Below are 21,795 nucleotides of genomic sequence, written 5' to 3' on the forward strand. Positions count from 1 at the left end.
TCTGAAGAAACAATGAAAAATACACTTATATATTTGGTTGGATTTATAGTGATCACATTGACTTCATGTGACCTAAAAGAAGAACCTTACGGGTTTTATTCCGATGAAAATTTTTATAAAACCGTAGATGACGCCGATGCGGCCTTATTGTACGCATATAACGCCTTTAATTTTATAGAGTATAACCGGGGGATTATAGATGTCGGCGACCTACCCACCGAAACCACAGATCTAAAACCTACCGAAGGTGGTGGCGTGGAAACCATTGTTAACTGGAAGGCCACCAATAGCAACGAGGCCCTGTCCAATTTTTTCCAATACTGCTATATCGCCATCAACCGTGCAAATGGCGTCATTCAAAACGTAAAGGATGAAGGCTTTGACGAAGACGACAAAAAACGTATTCTTGGTGAGGCCTACACCATTCGGGCATGGAGTTATTTTAGCCTGGCCCGTACCTTTGGAAGGGTTCCCATGCAGACCGAGCTTGTGGCTACCGAGGCACAGACCAATCCCGAGATGGCGCAAAATTTAGACGAGGTATACGATTTTATTATCTCCGACCTGACTACCGCCGAATCTTACCTATCCATAAATAGAAGAACCGGTAGGTTCGACAAGGTAGCCACATGGGCCATATTGTCAAAAGTATACTTGACCATTGCATCGGGAAAAGCCTATAATGCCGCAGGCTATAGGGATATGTCAAAAGATGCCAATGCCATGTACGAAGAGGCGGCAAAATGGTCGGGCAAAGTCTTGAACGACCAAAGTGAATATGGTTTTGACGAAAGCCTACAAAGTATTTACGATGTGAACAAACCTGACGGTCCCGAGCATATCTGGCAAATCAGTATGGACCGCTCGGGCAACCAACCCGGTGAGTTTTCCTCTACCCCCTTAATGTGGATGCCATGGGGACCTGGCTCGGCCTATTTCGTCAAAAATGCCGATGGTGATTTTGTAAAAACCACAAATGGATGGGAAGTCTACCGCGTAAACCCCGATTTTAAGTCCACATTCGATGAAAATGACAAACGTGCCAATGAACTGATGCGAAGTACCATCTATGATGAGGAAGGAAACGTCATCGGTAGTGTCAACGATGGCAACGTTCCCGGGATATTCAGTATCAAATACCTTGACCCCGATTTTAAGGGCGACCGCACCAGTGCCAGACCATTCATGATCCGTTTTACCGATATCGCCTTAACCTATGCAGAGGCCGTCGGCCCCACTTCAGACGGCCTATTGTGGCTTAACAAGGTAAGAAACCGAGCAGGACTCGACCCCGTGTCGGGATTGGGACTGGAAGACTTCAGGGAGGCCGTCTTGCAGGAAAGGACTTGGGAACTTGCTTTTGAAGGCCATCATTTGTTCGACCTACGTAGAACGGCAAAGGTGGTTACTACCGTTCCTGCCGCACAGGCCGCCGGTTTAACCGAAGATCAGGCCGCTTTCTACGCCATTCCACTTAGAGAGGTCGATCTGAATACCAATGCAAAATAATGATGTATCTAAAAACCAAAAAAATGAAAAAGTTAGCATATAGCATCCTCATGTTGGCCACTGCTTTCTCGTTCTTTTCATGTGAAAAGGACCTGATGAAAGAGGTCGATGAAGGCGATTGGAATATGGAGCGCAATATTTTAACCCTTCAGCTGCAAAACCAAATAGGCCCCAGTGAAATCGTCCGTACCAAAGATGATGCGAGCATCACCATTTCGGTCAATACAAACGGACTCGACTTTAAAGCGGTAGACGTTAACAGCATTGCCGTTTCCTATGACGCTTCTACCGATATCCAGGTGGGCGACAAACTGAACTTTGATAATCCTGAAAAGACCTCATCGATTGCAGTTCGATCAAAAGAGGGTAAAGAACTTGAGTGGAAAGTCATTTTAAAACCTTTTCAATCCGACCTCGAAGGCACTTGGTCGCTCTCACAAAACCTTACCTACGGATGGTTTGTTGGCACCGATGGGGTCGATAGCTGGGCATGGGGCAATTGGCATGAAGATATGGCCAATGTTATACCCGAAGCCGGTTTCGAAACCGACAATGAACTTGAGTTTGTTCTAGAAGGGGTTACCGACGACGGAAATCTTTTTGGAAGCTTTACCAATAAGGCTGGGCCTGATGGCAAATACGCCTCTTTTATAACCTCTGCTACCGAATCTGGAGAGCCTAAGGATTTTGCCTATAAATTCAGAAAAGTACCGGTCGGCGAAGGGATTTGGGAACACAACCTCGAGACCAATGTGGTAACCTTTATTGACAAAGACGGTAACGAGTCTAGCTCAAACCCCTTGAAATTGGAAAACGGCAAACTCGAATTGATGTTCGCCACGCCTTGGGACTATAATTGGGCACACTACAACCCATCATACACCCTCGAGGCTTGCCATTACTATTACTATGCATTATCAAAAAAATAAATAAGGCGAAGGGGTCGGGCCAGCCCCCCTTTACCCAAATCAAACAACGATGAAAAAGATGATTCTATATAATTTGTTCCTCCTGTTAATCTTGGCCTGCTCAAGTGAAAGTTCTACCGATACCCCCCCGGCAGACAAAGATTTATCAACCGAAAAACCGGGCGAAACCCTATTGATAAAAAACCAAAATCCACTTTCGGTCGATTTTGTGGGAAACGGGGCGCAATGGGGCGGTTATGAGCTTATTGAAAACTTTACAGGCGTAGACGATTTTAACGAGGCCGATTGGAATACCCTGAAAGAACGAATCGATTTTATGCGTCCATCCTTTATGAGGATCATGGTGAGCTCCGGGTGGAACTATACCGATACCGACGGTGCATTTCAACCGGAAAAGGGCAACAACGCCTTTCACAGGATGATGCAGTACTGTACCGACAATCAGATTACCGTAATGTTCGGGGAATGGGGCCATAGTTATTTAAATGACGACAGAAACCAGGTTGACGAAACCTGGCTCGACAATGCGGTCAACTACCTCGATTACCTGATCGACACCAAAGGGTACAGTTGTATCAAGTATTACAATATGGTCAATGAACCCAATGGCGATTGGTCTTCTACGAATACCGATTATGAGCTATGGCAAAAGGTGGCATCGGGTTTCCAATCCCGATTGGAAAGTAAAGGCCTGCATCAGTCCGTGAAACTGGCAGGCCCTGACATTGCCGTTTTCGGTGATGCCGGTGCCGTCAGCTGGATCACACGGAGCAAATCAAAATTCAACGAAAAACTTGGGCTGTACGATATTCATGCCTACCCTACCAAGAGTTTTGTTACCGAGGGCGGTTATCTTGAAATGCTCAAGGCCTACAAGGGAGCTATACCTGAGGGGGAACAAATAGTACTCGGCGAAATCGGTATTAAATTTTATGGTGCCGATGCCGACCTACAGACCGAAAACCTAAAGCGGATAAACGCCGACCCCTATGCTTCCGACGACAGCAATATGTCCGTCTACGATGGCACCTATGCCATCGACATCAGTGACGCCATGGTACAATCTATGATGGCCGGATTTTCAGGGGCCTTGGTATGGGATGTAGACGATGCCATGTACAATAAAAGCGGGTCTGGGTCTGGCCCGGATGCCAAAAAGCTGAAAAGATGGGGGTTTTGGAACATTCTTGGAGAGGAAGCCTTCGGAGGTGCCTCCGATGAGGAAATCAGACCCTTTTTCTACCCGGTTTCCTTATTGTGCCGGTACTTTCCGAAAGGGGCGGATATCTATGAAGTACAACTTCCCAACAAAAAAGGCTTACGCGCTATCGCCGCTAAAAAAGGAGATACCTACACCTTGGCAATCGTCAATTCAAACTTCGTAGCATACGATGACCTGAGCATCAAGGCGGAAGATAATTTTTCCTTTGATGGGGTTTCACAATACGTCTGCACTTCCATGCCCGACGGCAGTTTTCAAGCCAAGGTAGACGCTAACGGATTCGCCCTTCCCCTAGAACAAGATATATCTATACCACTAGACGGTAAACACAAGGTAAACATCCCTGCCCGCTCGGTCATCGTTTTGACCAACATGCCCTAGGGAAAATCGATATACAAACTCGGTTCAATACACCGAATCAGAAAAAAATACAATCACTTTTATATAATGAAATTAAAGAAAAACCCGAACAATCCTATTTTAAAACCCCATCCAACGAATTATTGGGAAAACTTGGTCGTCTGCAATCCAGGAGTCTGGTTTGAGAACGGAAAATTCACCATGTTATATAGAGCTGCAGGAGATGACGAACAGCATCTAATACGTATGGGCCGAGCCGAAAGCACCGATGGTATACACTTTAACAGGTGCTCCGATGAGCCCGCATTTGAACCCAGTACAGATGGCCCGGATAAAGGAGGTATAGAAGATCCCCGCATAGTTAAGTTTGGAGAAGAGTTCTACGTAACCTATGCCTATAGACCTCATTATCCGGGTCAATACTGGAAATTTGAACACGATGTCATCTTGCTTCCCGATGTGGGAGCCGATGCCCCGGCGGTTTTGAAGCAAAACATCGCCAATTCAGGCCTTGCCGTCACCAAGGATTTTAAAGATTGGATGCGCCTCGGACGTATAACCGACACCAATTTAGATGATCGTGATGTTATTCTTTTTCCTGAAAAAATCAATGGTAAGTACGCCATGTTACATCGCCCGAAACAATGGATCGGGGAAAAATACGGCTGTGAACAACCCTCCATCTGGATTCGCTTTTCCGAAGACCTTATGGTATGGAACGAGCCGAGCACTTTACTGATCTCTGGCCGAAAGGGCACATGGGAAGAAAAAGTCGGGGGATCCACGCCTCCCTTAAAGACCCCTGAAGGATGGCTGATCATTTACCATGGCGTTGAAAACGGTGGCAAGGGGTATTACAGGGTCGGCCTAGCGCTACTCGATTTGAACGACCCTACCAAGGTAATTGCACGCGCTACCGATTTTGTCATGGAACCCGAACATGACTATGAAATAGACGGCCCATATCAAGGATGCGTTTTTCCAACAGGAAATGTTATCGTAGATGATACATTGTACGTATATTATGGCGCCGCCGACAAATATATCGGGTTGGCCACATGTAAAATAGATGACGTACTTGACTACCTGAAAAAATACAGGCTATAACAATACACCAAAGGTTCCGCCCCCAATTGAAGTAACCCTGTCGATTCCGGATGTCTGGTATATTCAATAAGGTAAATGCTTTGGGTCGGGGCCTCAAGGCCGTATTGAAGCGCCCCCTATAATTGCTAAAATTTGAAGAATAGATAAAGGAGATTTATGATAAATATTAGTGCAATTGATATAATCATTCTAATACTTTTTATTGTCGGTATTATATGGTGGGCTTTGAGAAACGGGAAAAGCTCTGACTCTACTTCGTATTTTTTGGCCGGAAGAAACATGACTTGGCCGGTGGTAGGGCTATCTCTTTTTGCCGCCAGTGTATCGAGTTCTACCCTAATGGGGCATTCGGGAGAAGGTTTTATTTCGGGTATAGCGGTATTCAATTACAATTGGATATCTGTTTTGGTCATGGTCTTTTTTTCCCTTTTCTTCTTACCCTTCTATATCAAATCGGGCATTTTCACCATGCCCGAATTTCTGGAAAAACGGTTTGATAAACGATCGCGCTATTATTTTTCCTTCATTACGATTTTCGGAAATGTATTTTTAGATGCCGCCGCCACTTTATATACGGGGGCTTTGATCATAAAACTGATCTTTCCTGAAGTCGAACTTTTCTATATCATCTTGATCATGGCGGCGATCGCAGGAAGCTACACCATTGTCGGGGGACTATCTTCGGCAATAAATGCCGACATCATCCAGGCTACTATACTGATTATAGGTTCGGCCATACTGTTCTTCTTCGCCCTTCATGAAATTGGCGGATGGGAAGAACTCTATACCCGTTTCGACCAAGGTGTCTGGTTAAAACTTACCCGCCCCTTAGATGACCCCACCGTGCCTTGGCTAGGTATGTGGGTAGGTATCCCCATTCTTGGATTCTATTTTTGGGCGAACAACCAAGTAATGGTGCAACGTGTGCTATCGGCAAAATCAGTAGACCATGGTAGAAAAGGGGTATTGTTCGTGGGCTTTTTGTACCTCTTCACCATTTTTATTTTTATCCTCCCAGGCTTAGCGGCAAGAGGTATAGACCTGTTCGGGGTCGACAATCTCCCGCAAGAGATCATTGATGGATCTACCCTAAAATCGGAATACGGGATCAACACCGATCAAGTTTATCCTCGGTTGATCGTCAAATTGCTTCCGGTCGGTTTGATCGGCCTGATCCTTGCCGCAATGATATCGGCCTTGACCTCGACCCTAAGCGCCACCCTTAGCTCCGTTTCCACCCTATTCACCATGGATTTTTATTCCATGATAGATAAAAAGGCAGATAGTAAAAAGCTGGTCAAGGTAGGGCGAATTACCTCTATAGTCGTACTCATCATTGCTATTTTATGGGCCCCCTTCATTCAAAAATTCGATTCCCTGGTCTCATATTACCAAGAGGTGGCCTCATATCTGGCCCCTCCAATTGTGGGGACTTTTTTCCTCGGCCTCTTCTGGAAACGTTCCAACGCTGCTGGTGCCCTATGGGGACTGATTTCGGGTATTGTAGTCGCAGCCCTTCTTATGATCGTAAAATACGCCATGAACGTTAGCGTTCCGTATCATTTCCTATTGATCGCCCCTTTGATCATGGTTTTGAGCGTAACCGTAAATGTTTTGGTCAGCCTCTTGACACCAAGACCCGATCAAGAGAAAGTCCTGAAAAACACTTGGACCCTAAAAATATGGAAGGAAGAAACCAAAGCCCTAAAAGGGGTCGTGTGGTACAAAAACCACAGGTTTCTTTCATTGCTATTGGTAATGGCCTGTTTTTTCATGTATTTCATATTTGCCTAAGAAGCCTGCCCTACAAGGTTCGGTACATGGAAACAAAATCAATGGCATTTAAAGATCGAAACAATTAAAAAATAAAAGAAAAATGAGAACAAGATCTCTTGTACTTATCCTATTTGTTTTTACCTCCCTAAAGGGGTTTACGCAAGACCCGAATTTTCATATTTACCTATGTTTTGGCCAATCTAACATGGAAGGTTCCGCATCGATAGAGCCAGAAGACCTTATTGTCAGTAGCCGGTTCAAGCTAATGCCTTCCACTGATTGTAAAGCGGTAGGAAAGCAAAAAGGCTTTTGGTATACCGCAATCCCCCCTTTAAGCCAGTGCGGGGCCGGACTCTCCCCTGCCGACTATTTTGGGCGCACCATGATACAAAAACTACCGGACAGTATTTCGGTAGGAGTAATCAATGTTGCTATCGGCGGTTGTGACATTCGATTATTTGATAAGGAGATTTACGGGGATTATACGGAAACCTACAAGGAAAGTTGGTTTACCGACAAGATTAAGGCCTATGGCGGAAATCCCTACGAACGCTTAATCACCATGGCAAAACAAGCCCAGAAAACCGGTGTGATCAAAGGCATCCTATTGCATCAAGGAGAGACCAACCAAGATGATAAAAATTGGCCCCACTACGTAAAAAAGGTATACCGGAATATGCTGGAAGATTTAGGGCTGAAGGCTGAAAATGTTCCCCTGCTGGCGGGTGAGGTGGTCGGAGAAGACCAAGGCGGTGTTTGCGCAAGTATGAACAAGATCATAAATACTTTGCCCCAAACCATACCTACGGCCCATATCGTTTCCTCCAAAGGCTGTACCGTAAGGGAAGACCATGTACACTTTGACTCCGATGGGGTAAGGGAATTGGGGAAACGCTATGCCGAAAAAATGTGGACCCTCGAACAAGGGGAATGATTTCAAATCAAGAACCAAGCTCTAGAAATATGGTGCGAAGCAAATAAAACAGTTAAAAAAAAAGCGCAAGTCTTTATCACTTGCGCTTTTTGTTTGACTTAATATGTTCAAACAGGACTTCACACCATAACTTCCTTCATAAAACCCCTGATCTTTTCAATGATTTCGTCTCCGTCTTCCTCAAGGGCAAAGTGTCCCGTATCGAAGATATGGTAATGTAAATTCTTGACATCTTTTTTAAACGCCTCCGCCCCGCTTTCTGGGAAAAATTTATCGTTTTTACCCCAAACGATCAAAAGGGGTGGTTGATTATCCCTTAGATATTTCTGCCATTCAGGATATAATTTTACATTGTTTCGATAATCATAGAACAGGTCAAGATTTACCTTATGTGCATTGGGCCGTGATAGCCTCAAATAATCTAAATGCCAGGTATCGGGATTAACATTTTCCGGATTTCTGGTACCATGGGTATATTGCCACTCAAGGCCTTCCAAGGAAAATACGGCGGACAAGGCCTTTTCCGTTTCCTCGTTCCTGTTTTCCCACAATGCCCTTGTACTGGCCCAGGCCTTGCCCAACCCAGCTTCATAGGCGTTGCCATTTTGATTAATAATAGCCGTAACCCTTTCCGGATGGGCCGTGGCTATCCTAAAACCTACCGGTGCACCGTAATCTTGTATCATAAGGGCGTAAGAATGTATTCCCTTTTGCTCTAGAAACCCGTTAATGGTCAAGGCTATATGATCAAAAGTATAGTCATATGCGTCGGGCGAAGGAAAATCACTATTACCAAATCCCGGATAATCGGGCGCAATTAAATGGTAGTCGTCCGATAATTGGTTCAAGACCTTTCTATATTGATGGGAGGATGAAGGAAATCCGTGTAACAATACCAGGGTCGGATTATCAGGATTTCCGGCTTCGCGATAAGCTATGTTAACACCCTCGACCACTGTTTTTCTGTATTTCGTGTTTTGCATTTTAGATATGTTTTATGTTTATATAATTGAATGGGCCACCCCCCGTTTTTGTCATTTGACATCAGGAAAAGCATATAAATCGGAACGGTTTTCTTCATCGCGGCTTACGTTTTTACCGTCTTTCCTTTTACTATAACAGAAATACGAATTTTACCGAACGTTCGGTAATTAAATAGGGTAAAAATTTTTATTTGTTCAAATACCTATTCTCTATGTTTTGTAAGGTTTTTTCAAAGACATCGGTATCGTTTAATCCTTTGGTTACGATAAGGCTCCCCTGAATTTCGATCAATGTTTGTACCGCATTCGCTTTGGCCGATTCGGGACTCTGTTTTAAAGCAACTCCGATTTTCGTAAAGGCACTTATCCACTCATTCATTCCGGACTCAATATTCTTTTCGAACAAATGCAACCCGGTTTCCATTGAAAAGGCCCTAAAAATACAGCTTTCCCGCCCCCCATCGTAGAAGGTTCCAATATGCTTCAACCCCTTTTTCAGCCTTACTTCAGGGGTATTACTTTCATCGGCTAGGGCCGCAAATACATTCGCTTGGACCCAGTCACCTATATAATTGAATACGGAACTACCCATGGCTTCCTTCCCCTTTGGGAACCTATGGTACAGACTTGCCTTTTTTAAACCGGTTACTTCAGCTAATTCCGCCAAGCTGGTTCCTTCATAACCTTTGGCCCGAAACACCTTGGCCAAGGCCACCATTAAATCTTTATCCAATATTTTTTGCGGTCTCATGGGACAAATCTATAACAAACATTCAATTTTACCAAACGTTCGGTAATAAATCTAGTCAAAAACGGGGTCCGATTCAATTTTAGAAGAAAGGTAAAGCCCCCAAAAGAGCGGTTTACTTGAAGATATGATTTATAAAACACAATAAGTGACAAAGGAAGATCATGGCTATAATTAGTTGAAAAAACAGGGCTTACCATGACATGGAGCTTTATTGAAAACAGATGTCCAACAAGAATAAAGGAGGGCCGTTCGACCGCGAACGTTTAAATAAAAACATATTCCATATCAAAATTTAATTAAGGTTCTTTCCTACAGTATTTATAAGAAATTACTAAAATTAGTTAGGATAATACTACAAAATGGTAAAATTGGATTACTCAGATTGAACCATAGCCTCTACTTTAGTCGGCTAACAAAAACAATTATAGTAATGAAAAAACCAAATTTTTATGGCAAGATGGGTAGAACTGCACTTTCAAGTCTTTTCTACCTCTTTTTCCTAGGCCTTGTGTATGGGCAACAACCTACGAAGACTTCAAATCCGAACGATCAGTGGACCATCAAATGGAGTGCTTCGGACGAATTCAACAAAAATGACCCCGACTGGGCAAAATGGATCAAGACAGGAAACCTTCCGAATACATCGGCATGGAAATGGAACAATCAAAAAAACGTAAAGATTTCCAACGGAATTGCGGAACTAACGATGAGGCATAACGCCAATAATACCCCTGACGGAGGAACCTATTTCACCTCTGGGATATTTAAGTCGTACCAAAAATTTACGTATGGATACTTTGAGGCCAAAATCCAAGGAGCGGATATAGGTGAAGGCGTATGCCCATCGTTTTGGCTTTATAGTGATTTCGACTATTCCGTAGCCAATGGGGAAACGGTATACAGTGAAATAGATGTAGTTGAACTACAACAATTCGATTGGTATGAAGGCCATCAGGACGACATTTACGACATGGACTTAAATCTACACGCCGTTGTCAAAGAAAACGGACAGGGGGTTTGGAAAAGGCCAAAAATGTACCCTCAAGAACAGTTGAACAAATGGAGAGCCCCATGGGACCCGAGTAAAGACTTTCATATCTATGGTTGTGAAGTGAACCAGAACGAAATCATATGGTATGTTGACGGTGTCGAGGTTGCCCGAAAACCAAATAAATATTGGCATCGCCCCATGAACGTTACCCTTTCATTGGGACTCAGAAAACCATTTGTGAAATTTTTCGACAATAAGAACAATGCCATAAATCCAGAAACCGATGCCAAGGCAAGGGAAAAATTATCGGATATACCTACATCGATGTATGTGGATTACGTTCGGGTCTGGGAAAAATCAGCAGGTAACACTACCAATCCCCCAACCAGCGAGGTCGGCACACTAAAAAACAAAGGGTTCGAAACTGGTGATTTGACCCATTGGGATGCAAGTACAGGGACTATTTCGGCTGTCAGTAACAATACAAAGACAGGTCAATATGCCGGTTCAGTGAACAACGCGAGCATCGCCCAGATAGTAACATTAAAAGCGAATACTTCATATAAGGTATCGGCTTTCGGAAAGGCCAGCTCACCCGGAACATCGGCTTATCTAGGCATTAGTAAAGCATCCAACAACGAACTCATAAGCAATTTTGAATTCAAAACAACCTCATACTCCAAAGGCGAGATTGAGATAAGAACTGGAAATGTTCAGGAATCATATCGCATATGGTATTGGTCTTCCGGGCAAGCCTATTGCGATGATTTTAACCTTGTTGAAATAAACAGCGGGGCTTCACAACTCAATGAAAATGAGACTGAAACAGCACTGGAAAAAGGTATACACATTTATCCGAATCCCTATAAAAACGGTCCATTGACAATCGATTTTGGCAAACCCTTCAGCGGCGAGGTCCAAATCACCGGTTTAAACGGTAGAACATTCTTAAGAAGAAATGTTGTCGATCAAACTTCGGTTCAGCTCCTAGAATCCAAATCTAAATTCAAGAGCGGTCTATATATCGTTAAAATTAGTGGCCCGGATGGAGAGGTTTCAAAAAAGATACTCGTGGAGTAACTAAAAATCAATTTTTACAGGATTACAGACGGGCAAAGGGATTTTCCTTTGCCCGTTTTTAAAATTATGGGCGGAAACGATTGTTGCGACTTTTACCCTTAACACAGACCTGCTTTCCTTTTATACGCAACATTAGTTATGTAGAGGTTCGATGCGTTCTTCGATATCCGCGACGAATTTTAGGATGGCATCACTAGAGATCAAATAGTTGGTCGTTCCATATTTTTTATCCATTTGCGCCGCTATGCCCTCTAACTTTCGAAGACTTTGGGACAATGCACTACGGTTTTTCCCCGTTGGGCGGTCTCTATTGATGATGTATCTCAGATAGGCTTCTATATGGGGCATACTAAGTTTCACAAAGTCTTCCATAAGCAAAAATTGCCCCTTTACCTTTTGATACTCTTTTTTTGAGAGGAATTTTTTCACCGATTCTATATCTGAAATCGATTCATGGCATAACACCAAGGCCTCTTCACGTTCGGCCATTGCCATTTTTATAATCTCTTCGGTTGGGTGATAGACGAATGCCTCGATCAAAGCATTGTTCTTTATATCATCAGGATTCCATTTGACCATTGATTTTCCGGTATGAAGCACTTGGGCCGTCATATAATCAAGCGAGGCCATCTTACTGTGTTCCTGCACCCAAACTCCCTTAAAGTAATACACGGAGTTAGCGATATCGTTGGTCCGCTTTAGAGCCTTGACCATAGCTGGTGCCGCCTCCTTTCCGAATTTATCCATCGCCCAATCGTCCCACACTTTCCCTACATCTACATAAGGGTCTTTCGCAAAGCGTGACAGGGCATACAGATTTACTTCATTGTAATTTTCGAACAGGGTCTGGTCCTTTTCCCAATAGGTACGCATGGCCAAAGTACGTATGGCCTTGTTGTGGCTTAAGGCATGCTGAACCCTCACCTGTATCTCTTCCGGAAAACAATAAGGAATAAAAGACCTCCCCCAATATTCCCCTACACCATCAAACAATAGGGAGGCCCTGGTATCCGTTTCCATCATTATACGATTCGGCCCTTTATACGGGTCCCAATCACCCGACTGGGACTTATGCACCATCAAAAAGGACTCATTTCTCCGTTCAAGTTCTTTCAACGACTCCAACAATAATTTTTCTTGGTAGGGATAATGACTGAAGGTCAAAATAGAAAAATCCTTTTGCGCACGGTTGGCGCCCCGTATCACGGCGGCCATGAACTCGGTCAAATAATCCGCTTGCGAATAGTATTGGTTTTCCCCTTTATGCCAAGTAAGTGGCTTTTGCCATTTGATTCCCGGAAAATAATTAAGGTCGTCCAATATTGGGGTTTCCCATAAAAAATAATCTGTGGCATCTACCTGTGGAAATGTTTTAAAAAGGGCATAGGTCCTTTCCTCATAGAATTTCCACAAGAGACCGTTTTCAAGATACCTGGCCTCTGGATAGAGGTTAAAAAAACTGTTCTTGTCGTCGCTGTAATAATCCGTTCCGGGCAAACTGGGCTCTCCCCCACTCAAGGTAATTCTGACACCGTGATCTTTGAACCATTGTAACCGCCTTTCATATTTGGCCTTTTCTTCTAGGCTTCCCCCTTGTTCAATTTTTGGAAACCCTTCTATGTCGAGGTATTTATAGGCTATGGCATTTCCTCCTCCATAAATTCGGACTTCCTTTACTCCGTATTGAAGAATTTTTTGCTGGGTCATTTCAAGACTTGCCTCCAATTGGGGGTCCATAAGGAGTCCCAATCTAAACCCAATGGCCAAATCGAGCTCAGAACGCTTCCCTGCATTTTCTTGGCCCTGTAAAGATGTACCAAGCATTGACAATACGATCAGAGTGGCCAAAGCCTTCACTTTCAACATGGTGTTTTTATTTGATTACAAACCTCATCTCCGATTTTCATCTACCGGATCTACCCAACTCCCTTAAAAGAACACCTGAACCGATTTTCCGTCCTTAATCGTTTTGTTCAGTATTACCGTTCCGTTAGTTTTAACCACTGAGACCTTCAAGAGTTTTCCTTGCCTTTTTACTGAAATATCAAAATCTTCACCAAAGGCCTTTACTTTCCTTAGGGCCATATGGTCCCATTCCGCGGGCAATCGTGGCGTACATTTAAAGCTATTTAGTCCGGTAGGGACAATTCCAAAAACCCCCTCGGTAAACACCCGGCAATAGAGACCGCTTTCTGCAGATAGTTGGGCCATGTTCCCTTCGGGATAGGCCTCTACCACATAAGGCACCCGACTCCCCAACAACCGCTTGTTTGAAAACTCCTCCAATTTCTCTAAAGATTGGGCATTGGCCCCTGCCAAAAAAGTTCCCCTAAGGGCATATAGGGTGCCCCTGTCCCAAAATATTTCAGATATAACCTTGTTCTCGTCGTTCTTTTCGACATGTACCCCGTTTTCCGACCATAGTTTATCAAACAAGGCCTGGATCGTTCCTTCCTTTCGGTCGTATATGCCCGTAACCAAGGGTAAACATATCCAATGTCTTAGTTTCGTATGTCCATCATAATATCGGTAGGTTTCCAATCCTTCGATAGTAGCCCCAAAATATGCCTCGATATTTTTCTTGAGTGCCTTGGCCTGCTTTGCGTACGTACGCGTCGTACTACTACTTCCGTGCAAGGAATTTCCGAGACTTACCGCCAGGCCCAAGGCTCCGTAATACAAGCTTGAAGTCGACAAATTGGCCGTTCCCGTGGCTATCCTCCCTTCCATTTCATCCGACTCGGATGCCACTACTCCTGCACCGTTCAACTGTCTTCTATTGTATTCTAAGCACCATTTTATCAATGGCCAAAGTTCTTTGCCTATTTCTTTATCGCCCGTACTCAAGGCAAATTGAGCGGCGCCATAGGCTATCATGGCCGCATCGCCACGATCCAAGGTGCTTTTCGGGGCGTCTCCCTCCATTTCAAAGGAATACGGCAAGTTGTCATACGCGTCGTTGATTTCTTTTGCAAATAGGCGATATACGTTCAATGAGGCGTCATTACCGGTATCATAGCCCAAGTACGGAAAAAATGGCCCTACATATTCGGCTTGGTCATTCGCCCAAAACCCCACGTAGTAGCGCCCCCCTCCCGGGGAATGTACCAGCCCCAGTTTAGACTCAAAAATACTTTCGGAGGCCCTTATCTTAGAAAACCCGAATAGGGTGTTCAATGTTGGATCGGGCGTTTGTAGTTCCAATGAATTTTTCATTTGGTCTAAAAAGGCCAAGCGCTCATTATAGTATTCATTTCCGGAAATCTCGATTTTGGCTTCATCGTTCATCGTGGCCGAAATTCCAATGGAAAAGGTATACGACTTGCCCGGTGCCAAGGTGGTTTCCTTCTTGATGTTCGACCCGACATGAATCGTATATATCCCTTTTGCCCCATCAAGGGTCTCCATGACTTCCTTCTGCCCGCCATGTAACACGACCGGAGTGCTACCGGTATTGGTCATTGTCCATTGTTCCACAAACAATCGTTGACCCATGGAGGGAAAGAAAGTACGGCTAAGGCTAACGCCGTTTACCGCCTCGTGTACGATTTTCAACATACCATTGATCCTTACCTCTTTTACGGGTCCGGGAACATAGATCCTATTCCCCATAGCGATAGAGGGCAGGATATTGTCGGTGTAGACCCCTTTCAAGTAGGCGCGGTAGGCCTTCCAGTCGGCATCATTGGTCTTCAGTAGGGTGCGTAACTGTGGGAAGAAAATTTCCCTGGAAATCGATACCTCCCTTTTTTCGTTAATGGAATAGCCAATAATACCCGAAACCCTTTTCCCCGACATTTCTATATTGTCGTCGTACGGATGGTTGTAACTCTGGGTAGCGTCCAACCGTATTTCATCGGGTTTTTCAATTGTCCAGTGTTGCCCCTCCTGCGCCATTTGCCCTTGCGATACTAAAAGGCCAACCATAATCATTAGCTTTTTTATTCCCATTACGATCTGTGTTATATTCAATTTCCCTTTAATCGATATCAAGTAACATCCAATTGTCATTGACTACGCCATCAAGTATATTTTCGGTACAGAGGTTCCAGCTTACAAAGCCGACTATATTTCCATTTTCATCTACATGGTCATCACTGGGCGCCAACGGCTCACCGGTTTCCGCACTATAGTTTTCGTGCATTGTATCGTGTTTTTCTATATCCTTCAACAACAAGGTACCCAAGGCTTCCCCCAACCAGGCTACTTCATTTTCAAAACCGTATTTCTTCAGTCCGATCGAATAGATATAGTTGGCAATCGGCCAAACAGGCCCTTGCCAATTGGAAAATGGTACAATTATATTTTTGTTATTGTAATCGGGGTCTTCTGCCGAAAGTGACCTAAACCCGTACTTGGCCTTCATTTGCTTTGGATCCAACAAGTGGTTTTGAATCATGGCCCTTCCCTCCTCTTGTGGGGCTATACCGGCCATAAGGGGCACAAAGGAAGAATAACTCACCCTTTTATAAAAATGTCCGGTTTCACGATCGATCGTATAATACATTTGATCTTCCTTCGACCATAAATAGGTATTGATAGCCTTCTTCAAGGCCTCGGCCTTTTCTGCGTATACCTTAGCGTCATTTTCTTTGCCGAGTGCTTTAGCAATGCCTGCCTGTGCCAGGTATTCCTTATATTGCAGGGTACTGGCATCGGGAGCCAAAAAAGACCGCTTGTCTTCTTGAAAATAATTCATGGCCGGATTATTGTCCGCACCACTTTGCATGGCGATATCCCAATAAAACAGTCCTGTTTTTTCATCTTGTTGGGTACGTTCACGGTACTCCAATACTTTTTTCAACTGCCCGTAATAAGGTTGGGCCCAAGAAAAATCCTTTAACCCTTTTGACGATAAGTAAACGCCTTGCGACAAAAAAGGCTTCATGGCAAATTTTCCAAAAATAGGCCGGGGACCCTTGGTGGTCGCACAACCGGAAACATAGCCTTCCTTATCGATTCCCTTGATAAGGTTGAGCGCCCAATATTTTAAATACTCTGGTTTTCCCTTACTGACAAAATAGTTACCCATAAAAAAACCGTCCCAATCCCACATTTGTTTATAGAATCCGGAAGGGATGAGATATGGATATTCCAAATAGCCCTCGCCCGGTTGGATGACTTTCTTAGACTGCCCAACAAAACTCTCGCTCAATTGCGCATATAGCTCCTTTAGTTTTTCGTCATTCGTAAAATCATCTGCTAGTTCCGTATTTACCATAGCTTTATTATTAGGCGTTTTTTTTTGATTACAGCCCGCCATCATCCCTATGGTCATACAAAGTAGAAATGCTTTTTTCATCTATCTAATGATTTATTCGCCCCTATCATAATTGGGCATATTTTTATGTAACAGTTGTGTTCCCTTGGTTTTCAAATCAATTGAAAAGAACGCCCTAGTCCATGGTGCATCTTCCTTAACGGTAGCCCCACGGACCAGTAAAAGCGTTCTCGTTCAACTCACAACTAACTCAATTCTTATCTATTGCCAAACTACCAGTTCGGGTTATTGGGTGCCAAATTTGGGTTAATATCGATCTCACTTTGAGGTATGGGCCACAATTCGTTCTTGCCCGCTATAAAAGCATAGCCTTTGTCGGTCATTACTTCTGCCGCCTTGCCCCAGCGAACCAGGTCAAAATATCGTTTTTGCTCAAAACACAATTCTACCCTTCGTTCGTGGTAAATAGCCTCCCGCATTTCCTCTTTAGCAATACCTCCATCAATTAACGGAACACCGGCCCGTTTACGAATAGGGTTGATAAAGTTGACGGCCTCACCCGTACGATCGAGTTCGTTCAGCGTTTCCGCTTTTAAGAGAAGAATATCCCCTAGACGTATGACTACGTAATTGTTGTCGACAAAATATGGGGTTCCCGCCGTATAATCGTCAAAGGCAACCAAGCCTTTTTTACAGTTGTATCCCGTAGGCGACCATTCTCCTTTATAGACATCCCCACTAAATAAATCGCCATCCCTTAGAACGGAAGCTTCCAATCGGATATCGCCCGGTTCAAATTCGTCTACCAAATCTTGGGTCGGCAACATAAAACCGATTCCACCCCAATCAATATCGGAAGACCTAGGAGACATCCAACCGTTACGGTTATATCCTTCACGGTCACTGGCTCCACCTGTCTGGAAGTTTACTTGAAAAATCACTTCTTTGTTGGTTTCGTTTCCTATGCCGAAAATGGCGGAAAAATCATCGGAAAGATCATAGCCGTAATCGTTGATCACACTCGTTAGCAGGGGATCTGCTTCCTTCCACTTTTTCTGGAAGATATAAGACTTGGCCAACAGGGCCTTTGCCGCTCCTACGGTAGCCCTGCCCAAATCGTTATCAGATAGACCTTCAGGTGTTTTCAGCCCTTCCATGGCCGCAGTAAGGTCTCCTTCGATGAACGCCCAAACCTCGGTTTCGGGACTTCTTGAAATCTCATAATCTTCAGGACTGTTCGGTTCGGTGACAATAGGTAGATCGCCATAGCGAATCACCAAATCAAAATAACAGAATGCCCTAAGAAACTTGGCTTCGGCCACCAATGTTTTTTTAACATCGGCATCAATGCTCTCTTCGGTCATTTCCTGAATTTTTTGAATTGCCAGGTTGGCCCTGAATACAGGTACAAAATAAGCCTTCCATTTGTCTACAAAAATGTGGTTGTCGGCCGATGCAATGAACTTTTGCACTTGATCCATACCCGGTTGATCCGAAGGCCCTCCCCCGCCTTTTTCCGCATCGTCCGATTGTACGTCTTCTACAATAGACATGGCTCCATAGAGGGTATAGCTCTGAATTCCGTCGTAAATGGCGTTAACGGCCTGTGTGGCCTCTTCTTCATTGGTATAAAAAGTACCTACGCTCAATGAACCCAAGGGTTCCTTATCTAAAAAAGAATCGTCACAAGCGTATGTGCCTAAAGCCAGTAAAGTGATATATATGTATTTCTTCATGGTTTCGTTTATTTGAATTATAAGGATAAGTTTACGCCCAGCACCAAAGAACTCGCAACAGGGTATTTGGCCCTATCGACACCAAGGTCGGTTCTAGACCCCTTGGTCTGGTACATCTCTGGATCATAGCCTCGGTATGAGGTGAACGTATGCAAGTTTTCGGCACTGATATAAAAGCGCAGGCGGTCTACTTTTAATTTTTCCAAAACACTTTTCGGCAAAGAATAGCCCAACTGTACATTTTTGATCCTTATAAAAGAACCATCTTCGATCATACGTGAAGAGCTTCTTGTGTTTTGGTTTATATCATCACGGGTCACCCTTGGCACAGAATTGGAAGTTCCTTCGCCCGTCCATCGGTTCAAGATATTGCTCCACTTGTTATAAGGTTCCGAGGCCGTCTCTACCTGACGGATCATACCATTGTAAATATCATTCCCGTAAGAACCGTACACACGCACACTGAAGTCTATGTTTTTATAATTCGTCTGTGCATATGCCGAGAAAGTAAAATCGGGATTGGGATCACCGATATAGGTACGGTCTTTATCGTCAAGAACACCATCTTCGTTCACATCTACGAAGCGAATATCACCCGGTTTGGCATCGGGTTGCATTCCATGGGCGGTAACATCGGAATCGTTTTGAAATAGTCCGTCCGCTACATATCCGAAAAACTGACTAATAGGCTTGCCTACTTCGGTACGGGTCCATCGTTCTCCTAAGTACGCTTGATCGCTCCAAATATAATCGACACTTCCCAGGTCTTTCACTTCGTTCCTGATCTTTGTAAAGTTACCGCCGATATTGTACGTAAACGCTTTATCGGAAGGCGATTGATAATCTAGCGCCAACTCAATACCACTGTTCCTGATCTTCCCCACATTGGTATAGGCCGTTGTTGAATAACCCGAGGTAGCCGGTGCCGGCAAGGTCAACAACATGTCTTCGGTATCCTTAATAAAATAATCGGCCGTTAATGAAACACTACTATTGAACAATTTTAGATCAAGTCCGAAGTTGCTCTGAATCGTAGTCTCCCAGGTAACATCGGGATTGGATGCGGCATTAGGTGCATAACCCGGCACGGTTGCCTGCGAGGTACCAAAAGGATAGTACACCAAATCTAGGTTATTGGCCCAGGGGTAGTTGCTATAAATATCTTGGTTCCCCAATTTACCGTAACTGGCACGTAGCTTTACGTAGTTGAACGTCTTTGTATTATCGTAGAAACCTTCTTCACTCATGATCCATCCGGCAGATACGGAAGGGAAAGTACCGAAGCGGTTAGACTCACCAAATCGGGAAGAGCCATCTCGCCTTACATTGGCTTGAAAAAGATACCGGTTTTTAAAATTATAATTAAGTCGTCCCAAATAAGACATTAGGGCATATTCCGAAGTTCCACCGCTGTTGTCCCTTGTTCCCGTTCCCGCATCTAGGTACCAGATGTATTTTTGGTTATTGGGAAAGTCTTTTCTACTCGCATTTAAGGTTTCGTACCTATTTTCTTCTTTAGTAATACCCGCCAAAACATCAAAATGGTGGTCTTCTCCCAAATCGAATGTATAGTTCAGCGTGTTCTCCCATACCCAAGTGGTATAGATCGAAGAGGTTTCGGAGAGTTGGTTCTGGATGGCCTGTGAGCTACCCTCGGTATATGTAGGGTCGAAATCCTTTCCTTTAGAGTATAGAAAATCATATCCAAAGGAACTTTTAAAGGTAAAATCTTTAAAAAGCTTATACTCCAAATACGAATTTCCTAGCACCCTATAGCTTTTTCTGCTATCGTAGTTCAACAAGGCCAAACGCAATGGGTTACCACCATCACCAACGTATTCTGCCGGACCGATGTTTCCTCCCCAATCGCCATTGGCATCCTTGACAGGCACCATAGGTCTTTCGCGTAATGCACCGAAAAGAACGCTTGTCCAAGAATGGTCATCGGGCACTACATCTTGTGTATTGGTAGTCAAGGACAGATTGGTGCCCACCTTAAACTTCTCGGAAAACTTGGTACTACCATTGATACGGGCCGAGATTCTTTCAAATCCACTTCCCACGACAATACCTTCTAAGCCATAATACCCTAACGACAATAGGTAATCTGATTTTTCAGATCCTCCTGAAAAGGTAAACTGGTGGTTTTGAATAGGCGCATTTCTGAATACCTCATCTTGCCAATTGGTATCGGTTGGATTGGCCGTACCTGGACCGTACTCACTGGGGTCTCCCCAAAACTCATCGTCAGGTAGACCTGAGTTTCTGTAAGCCTCTTTAGTGATCATCACATAATCGTGCGAATTCAATACATCGATCTGGTTGGCCGCTTGTTGAAAACCATAATAGCTCTCAATATTGATCTTAGACACACCGGCCTTCCCTTTTTTGGTCGTAATTATGATCACCCCATTGGCCGCTCGTGCACCGTAAATAGCAGATGCTGCGGCATCCTTAAGAATGGAAATCGAAGCGATATCCGATGGGTTTACCGAACTGATGCCCGATTTTGTTGGAAATCCGTCAATAACGTATAAGGGATCATTGTTACCAAATGTACCCGTACCCCTAATCCTAACAGCGATGCCTCCTCCCGGTTCGCCGGAATCAGCAGTAATCTGCACCCCGGCAACTTTGCCTTGAAGCGCTTGTGAAACCGTAGGTACCGAGCTTTCCTTTAAAACACTTTCGTTGACAAAACCGACACTTCCGGTAAGGTCTTTAACCTTTTGTTTTCCATATCCAACGACCATTACCCCCTCAAGAGAATTGGCCTCAGGCTCCATCTGCACCACAATATGGGATGATGAACCTACACTGATCTCTTGGGTCTTATACCCTAAGTATGATATTACCAATACCGCGTCTTCTGCAGGCACTTGAAGTGTAAAATTACCGTCAAAATCGGCAGAGGCACCCTTCATAGTACCTTTGACCACGATTGACGCCCCAGGTAAAGGTATACCTTGGTCGTCTACAACGTTACCCGTTATTTCTTTGTCTTTCGCATCCGTCGGGAATGGCGATTTGTAGTTTGCATTCGCGTTATACGCAAAAGCAACACTGCAGATTAAAAAGCCGACAACCCTGGCTTTAGAGATCAGGCCCCTAATTTGTTTCTTCATAGATTTAAAGTTTTAAGTTAGCTCGGTTCATAAACCCGTTTGAGCGGGCTTCACAAATACGTTTCAAAAGA

The 21,795-nt window shown here is 44.1% G+C and carries 14 protein-coding genes; 7 read left to right on the forward strand and 7 right to left on the reverse strand.

Annotated features, from left to right (window positions below):
* The first annotated feature begins 12 nt into the window (after positions 1 to 12).
* The 6 genes from ZOBGAL_RS01085 (at position 13) to ZOBGAL_RS01110 (ending at position 7,837) form a co-directional block, all read left to right on the forward strand.
* Entirely contained in the window at positions 13 to 1,509 is a 1,497-nt protein-coding gene (locus ZOBGAL_RS01085; protein ID WP_013991614.1) for a RagB/SusD family nutrient uptake outer membrane protein, read from the forward strand.
* Positions 1,510 to 1,532: 23 nt separating this feature from the next.
* Positions 1,533 to 2,438 (forward strand): hypothetical protein, encoded by a 906-nt coding sequence (locus tag ZOBGAL_RS01090; protein ID WP_123772389.1) that lies wholly within the window; start codon positions 1,533 to 1,535, stop codon positions 2,436 to 2,438.
* A 49-nt stretch (positions 2,439 to 2,487) separates the two neighbouring features.
* A complete protein-coding gene (locus ZOBGAL_RS01095; protein ID WP_013991616.1) occupies positions 2,488 to 4,041 on the forward strand; it encodes a glycosyltransferase family protein in 1,554 nt (517 codons plus the stop codon).
* Between the two features lie 66 nt (positions 4,042 to 4,107).
* Positions 4,108 to 5,127, forward strand: a complete 1,020-nt coding sequence (locus ZOBGAL_RS01100; RefSeq protein WP_013991617.1) for a glycoside hydrolase family 130 protein — start codon at positions 4,108 to 4,110, stop codon at positions 5,125 to 5,127.
* A gap of 156 nt (positions 5,128 to 5,283) precedes the next feature.
* Positions 5,284 to 6,921, forward strand: a complete 1,638-nt coding sequence (locus ZOBGAL_RS01105) for a sodium:solute symporter (protein WP_013991618.1) — start codon at positions 5,284 to 5,286, stop codon at positions 6,919 to 6,921.
* A gap of 82 nt (positions 6,922 to 7,003) precedes the next feature.
* Complete coding sequence (locus tag ZOBGAL_RS01110) at positions 7,004 to 7,837, forward strand: sialate O-acetylesterase (protein WP_013991619.1); 834 nt, start codon at positions 7,004 to 7,006, stop codon at positions 7,835 to 7,837.
* Between the two features lie 119 nt (positions 7,838 to 7,956).
* Here ZOBGAL_RS01110 and ZOBGAL_RS01115 read toward each other — a convergent pair whose 3' ends face one another.
* Together ZOBGAL_RS01115 and ZOBGAL_RS01120 are read right to left on the reverse strand one after the other, a co-directional pair.
* Entirely contained in the window at positions 7,957 to 8,820 is an 864-nt protein-coding gene (locus ZOBGAL_RS01115; protein ID WP_013991620.1) for an alpha/beta fold hydrolase, read from the reverse strand.
* A 187-nt stretch (positions 8,821 to 9,007) separates the two neighbouring features.
* A complete protein-coding gene (locus ZOBGAL_RS01120) occupies positions 9,008 to 9,571 on the reverse strand; it encodes a TetR/AcrR family transcriptional regulator (RefSeq protein ID WP_013991621.1) in 564 nt (187 codons plus the stop codon).
* A 430-nt stretch (positions 9,572 to 10,001) separates the two neighbouring features.
* On the opposite strand from ZOBGAL_RS01120, the gene ZOBGAL_RS23455 reads away from it, so the two are divergent.
* Complete coding sequence (locus ZOBGAL_RS23455) at positions 10,002 to 11,642, forward strand: family 16 glycosylhydrolase (protein WP_013991622.1); 1,641 nt, start codon at positions 10,002 to 10,004, stop codon at positions 11,640 to 11,642.
* Between the two features lie 132 nt (positions 11,643 to 11,774).
* On the opposite strand, the gene ZOBGAL_RS01130 is transcribed toward ZOBGAL_RS23455, so the two are convergent.
* From ZOBGAL_RS01130 to ZOBGAL_RS01150, 5 genes are all read right to left on the reverse strand, one after another.
* On the reverse strand, positions 11,775 to 13,508 hold the full coding sequence (locus tag ZOBGAL_RS01130; protein ID WP_013991623.1) for a hypothetical protein: 1,734 nt from the start codon (positions 13,506 to 13,508) through the stop codon (positions 11,775 to 11,777).
* Between the two features lie 63 nt (positions 13,509 to 13,571).
* Entirely contained in the window at positions 13,572 to 15,569 is a 1,998-nt protein-coding gene (locus ZOBGAL_RS01135) for a six-hairpin glycosidase-like protein (RefSeq protein WP_158499700.1), read from the reverse strand.
* A 52-nt stretch (positions 15,570 to 15,621) separates the two neighbouring features.
* Positions 15,622 to 16,944, reverse strand: coding sequence for an MGH1-like glycoside hydrolase domain-containing protein (locus ZOBGAL_RS01140; RefSeq protein ID WP_013991625.1), 1,323 nt, complete (start codon positions 16,942 to 16,944; stop codon positions 15,622 to 15,624).
* Between the two features lie 191 nt (positions 16,945 to 17,135).
* The gene (locus ZOBGAL_RS01145; RefSeq protein WP_013991626.1) at positions 17,136 to 18,599 is read right to left on the reverse strand and encodes a RagB/SusD family nutrient uptake outer membrane protein; all 1,464 of its coding nucleotides are present in this window, start codon (positions 18,597 to 18,599) and stop codon (positions 17,136 to 17,138) included.
* 17 nt (positions 18,600 to 18,616) lie between these two features.
* A complete protein-coding gene (locus ZOBGAL_RS01150) occupies positions 18,617 to 21,724 on the reverse strand; it encodes a SusC/RagA family TonB-linked outer membrane protein (RefSeq protein ID WP_013991627.1) in 3,108 nt (1,035 codons plus the stop codon).
* Positions 21,725 to 21,795: the final 71 nt, after the last annotated feature.

The organism is Zobellia galactanivorans (assembly GCF_000973105.1).
Classification (GTDB): domain Bacteria; phylum Bacteroidota; class Bacteroidia; order Flavobacteriales; family Flavobacteriaceae; genus Zobellia; species Zobellia galactanivorans.

Coding starts and splice junctions, on each gene's coding strand:
- ZOBGAL_RS01085 (WP_013991614.1), top strand. CDS start 13: ATGAAAAATACACTTATATATTTGGTTGGATTTATAGTGATCACATTG.
- ZOBGAL_RS01090 (WP_123772389.1), top strand. CDS start 1,533: ATGAAAAAGTTAGCATATAGCATCCTCATGTTGGCCACTGCTTTCTCG.
- ZOBGAL_RS01095 (WP_013991616.1), top strand. CDS start 2,488: ATGAAAAAGATGATTCTATATAATTTGTTCCTCCTGTTAATCTTGGCC.
- ZOBGAL_RS01100 (WP_013991617.1), top strand. CDS start 4,108: ATGAAATTAAAGAAAAACCCGAACAATCCTATTTTAAAACCCCATCCA.
- ZOBGAL_RS01105 (WP_013991618.1), top strand. CDS start 5,284: ATGATAAATATTAGTGCAATTGATATAATCATTCTAATACTTTTTATT.
- ZOBGAL_RS01110 (WP_013991619.1), top strand. CDS start 7,004: ATGAGAACAAGATCTCTTGTACTTATCCTATTTGTTTTTACCTCCCTA.
- ZOBGAL_RS01115 (WP_013991620.1), bottom strand. CDS start 8,820: ATGCAAAACACGAAATACAGAAAAACAGTGGTCGAGGGTGTTAACATA.
- ZOBGAL_RS01120 (WP_013991621.1), bottom strand. CDS start 9,571: ATGAGACCGCAAAAAATATTGGATAAAGATTTAATGGTGGCCTTGGCC.
- ZOBGAL_RS23455 (WP_013991622.1), top strand. CDS start 10,002: ATGAAAAAACCAAATTTTTATGGCAAGATGGGTAGAACTGCACTTTCA.
- ZOBGAL_RS01130 (WP_013991623.1), bottom strand. CDS start 13,508: ATGTTGAAAGTGAAGGCTTTGGCCACTCTGATCGTATTGTCAATGCTT.
- ZOBGAL_RS01135 (WP_158499700.1), bottom strand. CDS start 15,569: ATGGTTGGCCTTTTAGTATCGCAAGGGCAAATGGCGCAGGAGGGGCAA.
- ZOBGAL_RS01140 (WP_013991625.1), bottom strand. CDS start 16,944: ATGAAAAAAGCATTTCTACTTTGTATGACCATAGGGATGATGGCGGGC.
- ZOBGAL_RS01145 (WP_013991626.1), bottom strand. CDS start 18,599: ATGAAGAAATACATATATATCACTTTACTGGCTTTAGGCACATACGCT.
- ZOBGAL_RS01150 (WP_013991627.1), bottom strand. CDS start 21,724: ATGAAGAAACAAATTAGGGGCCTGATCTCTAAAGCCAGGGTTGTCGGC.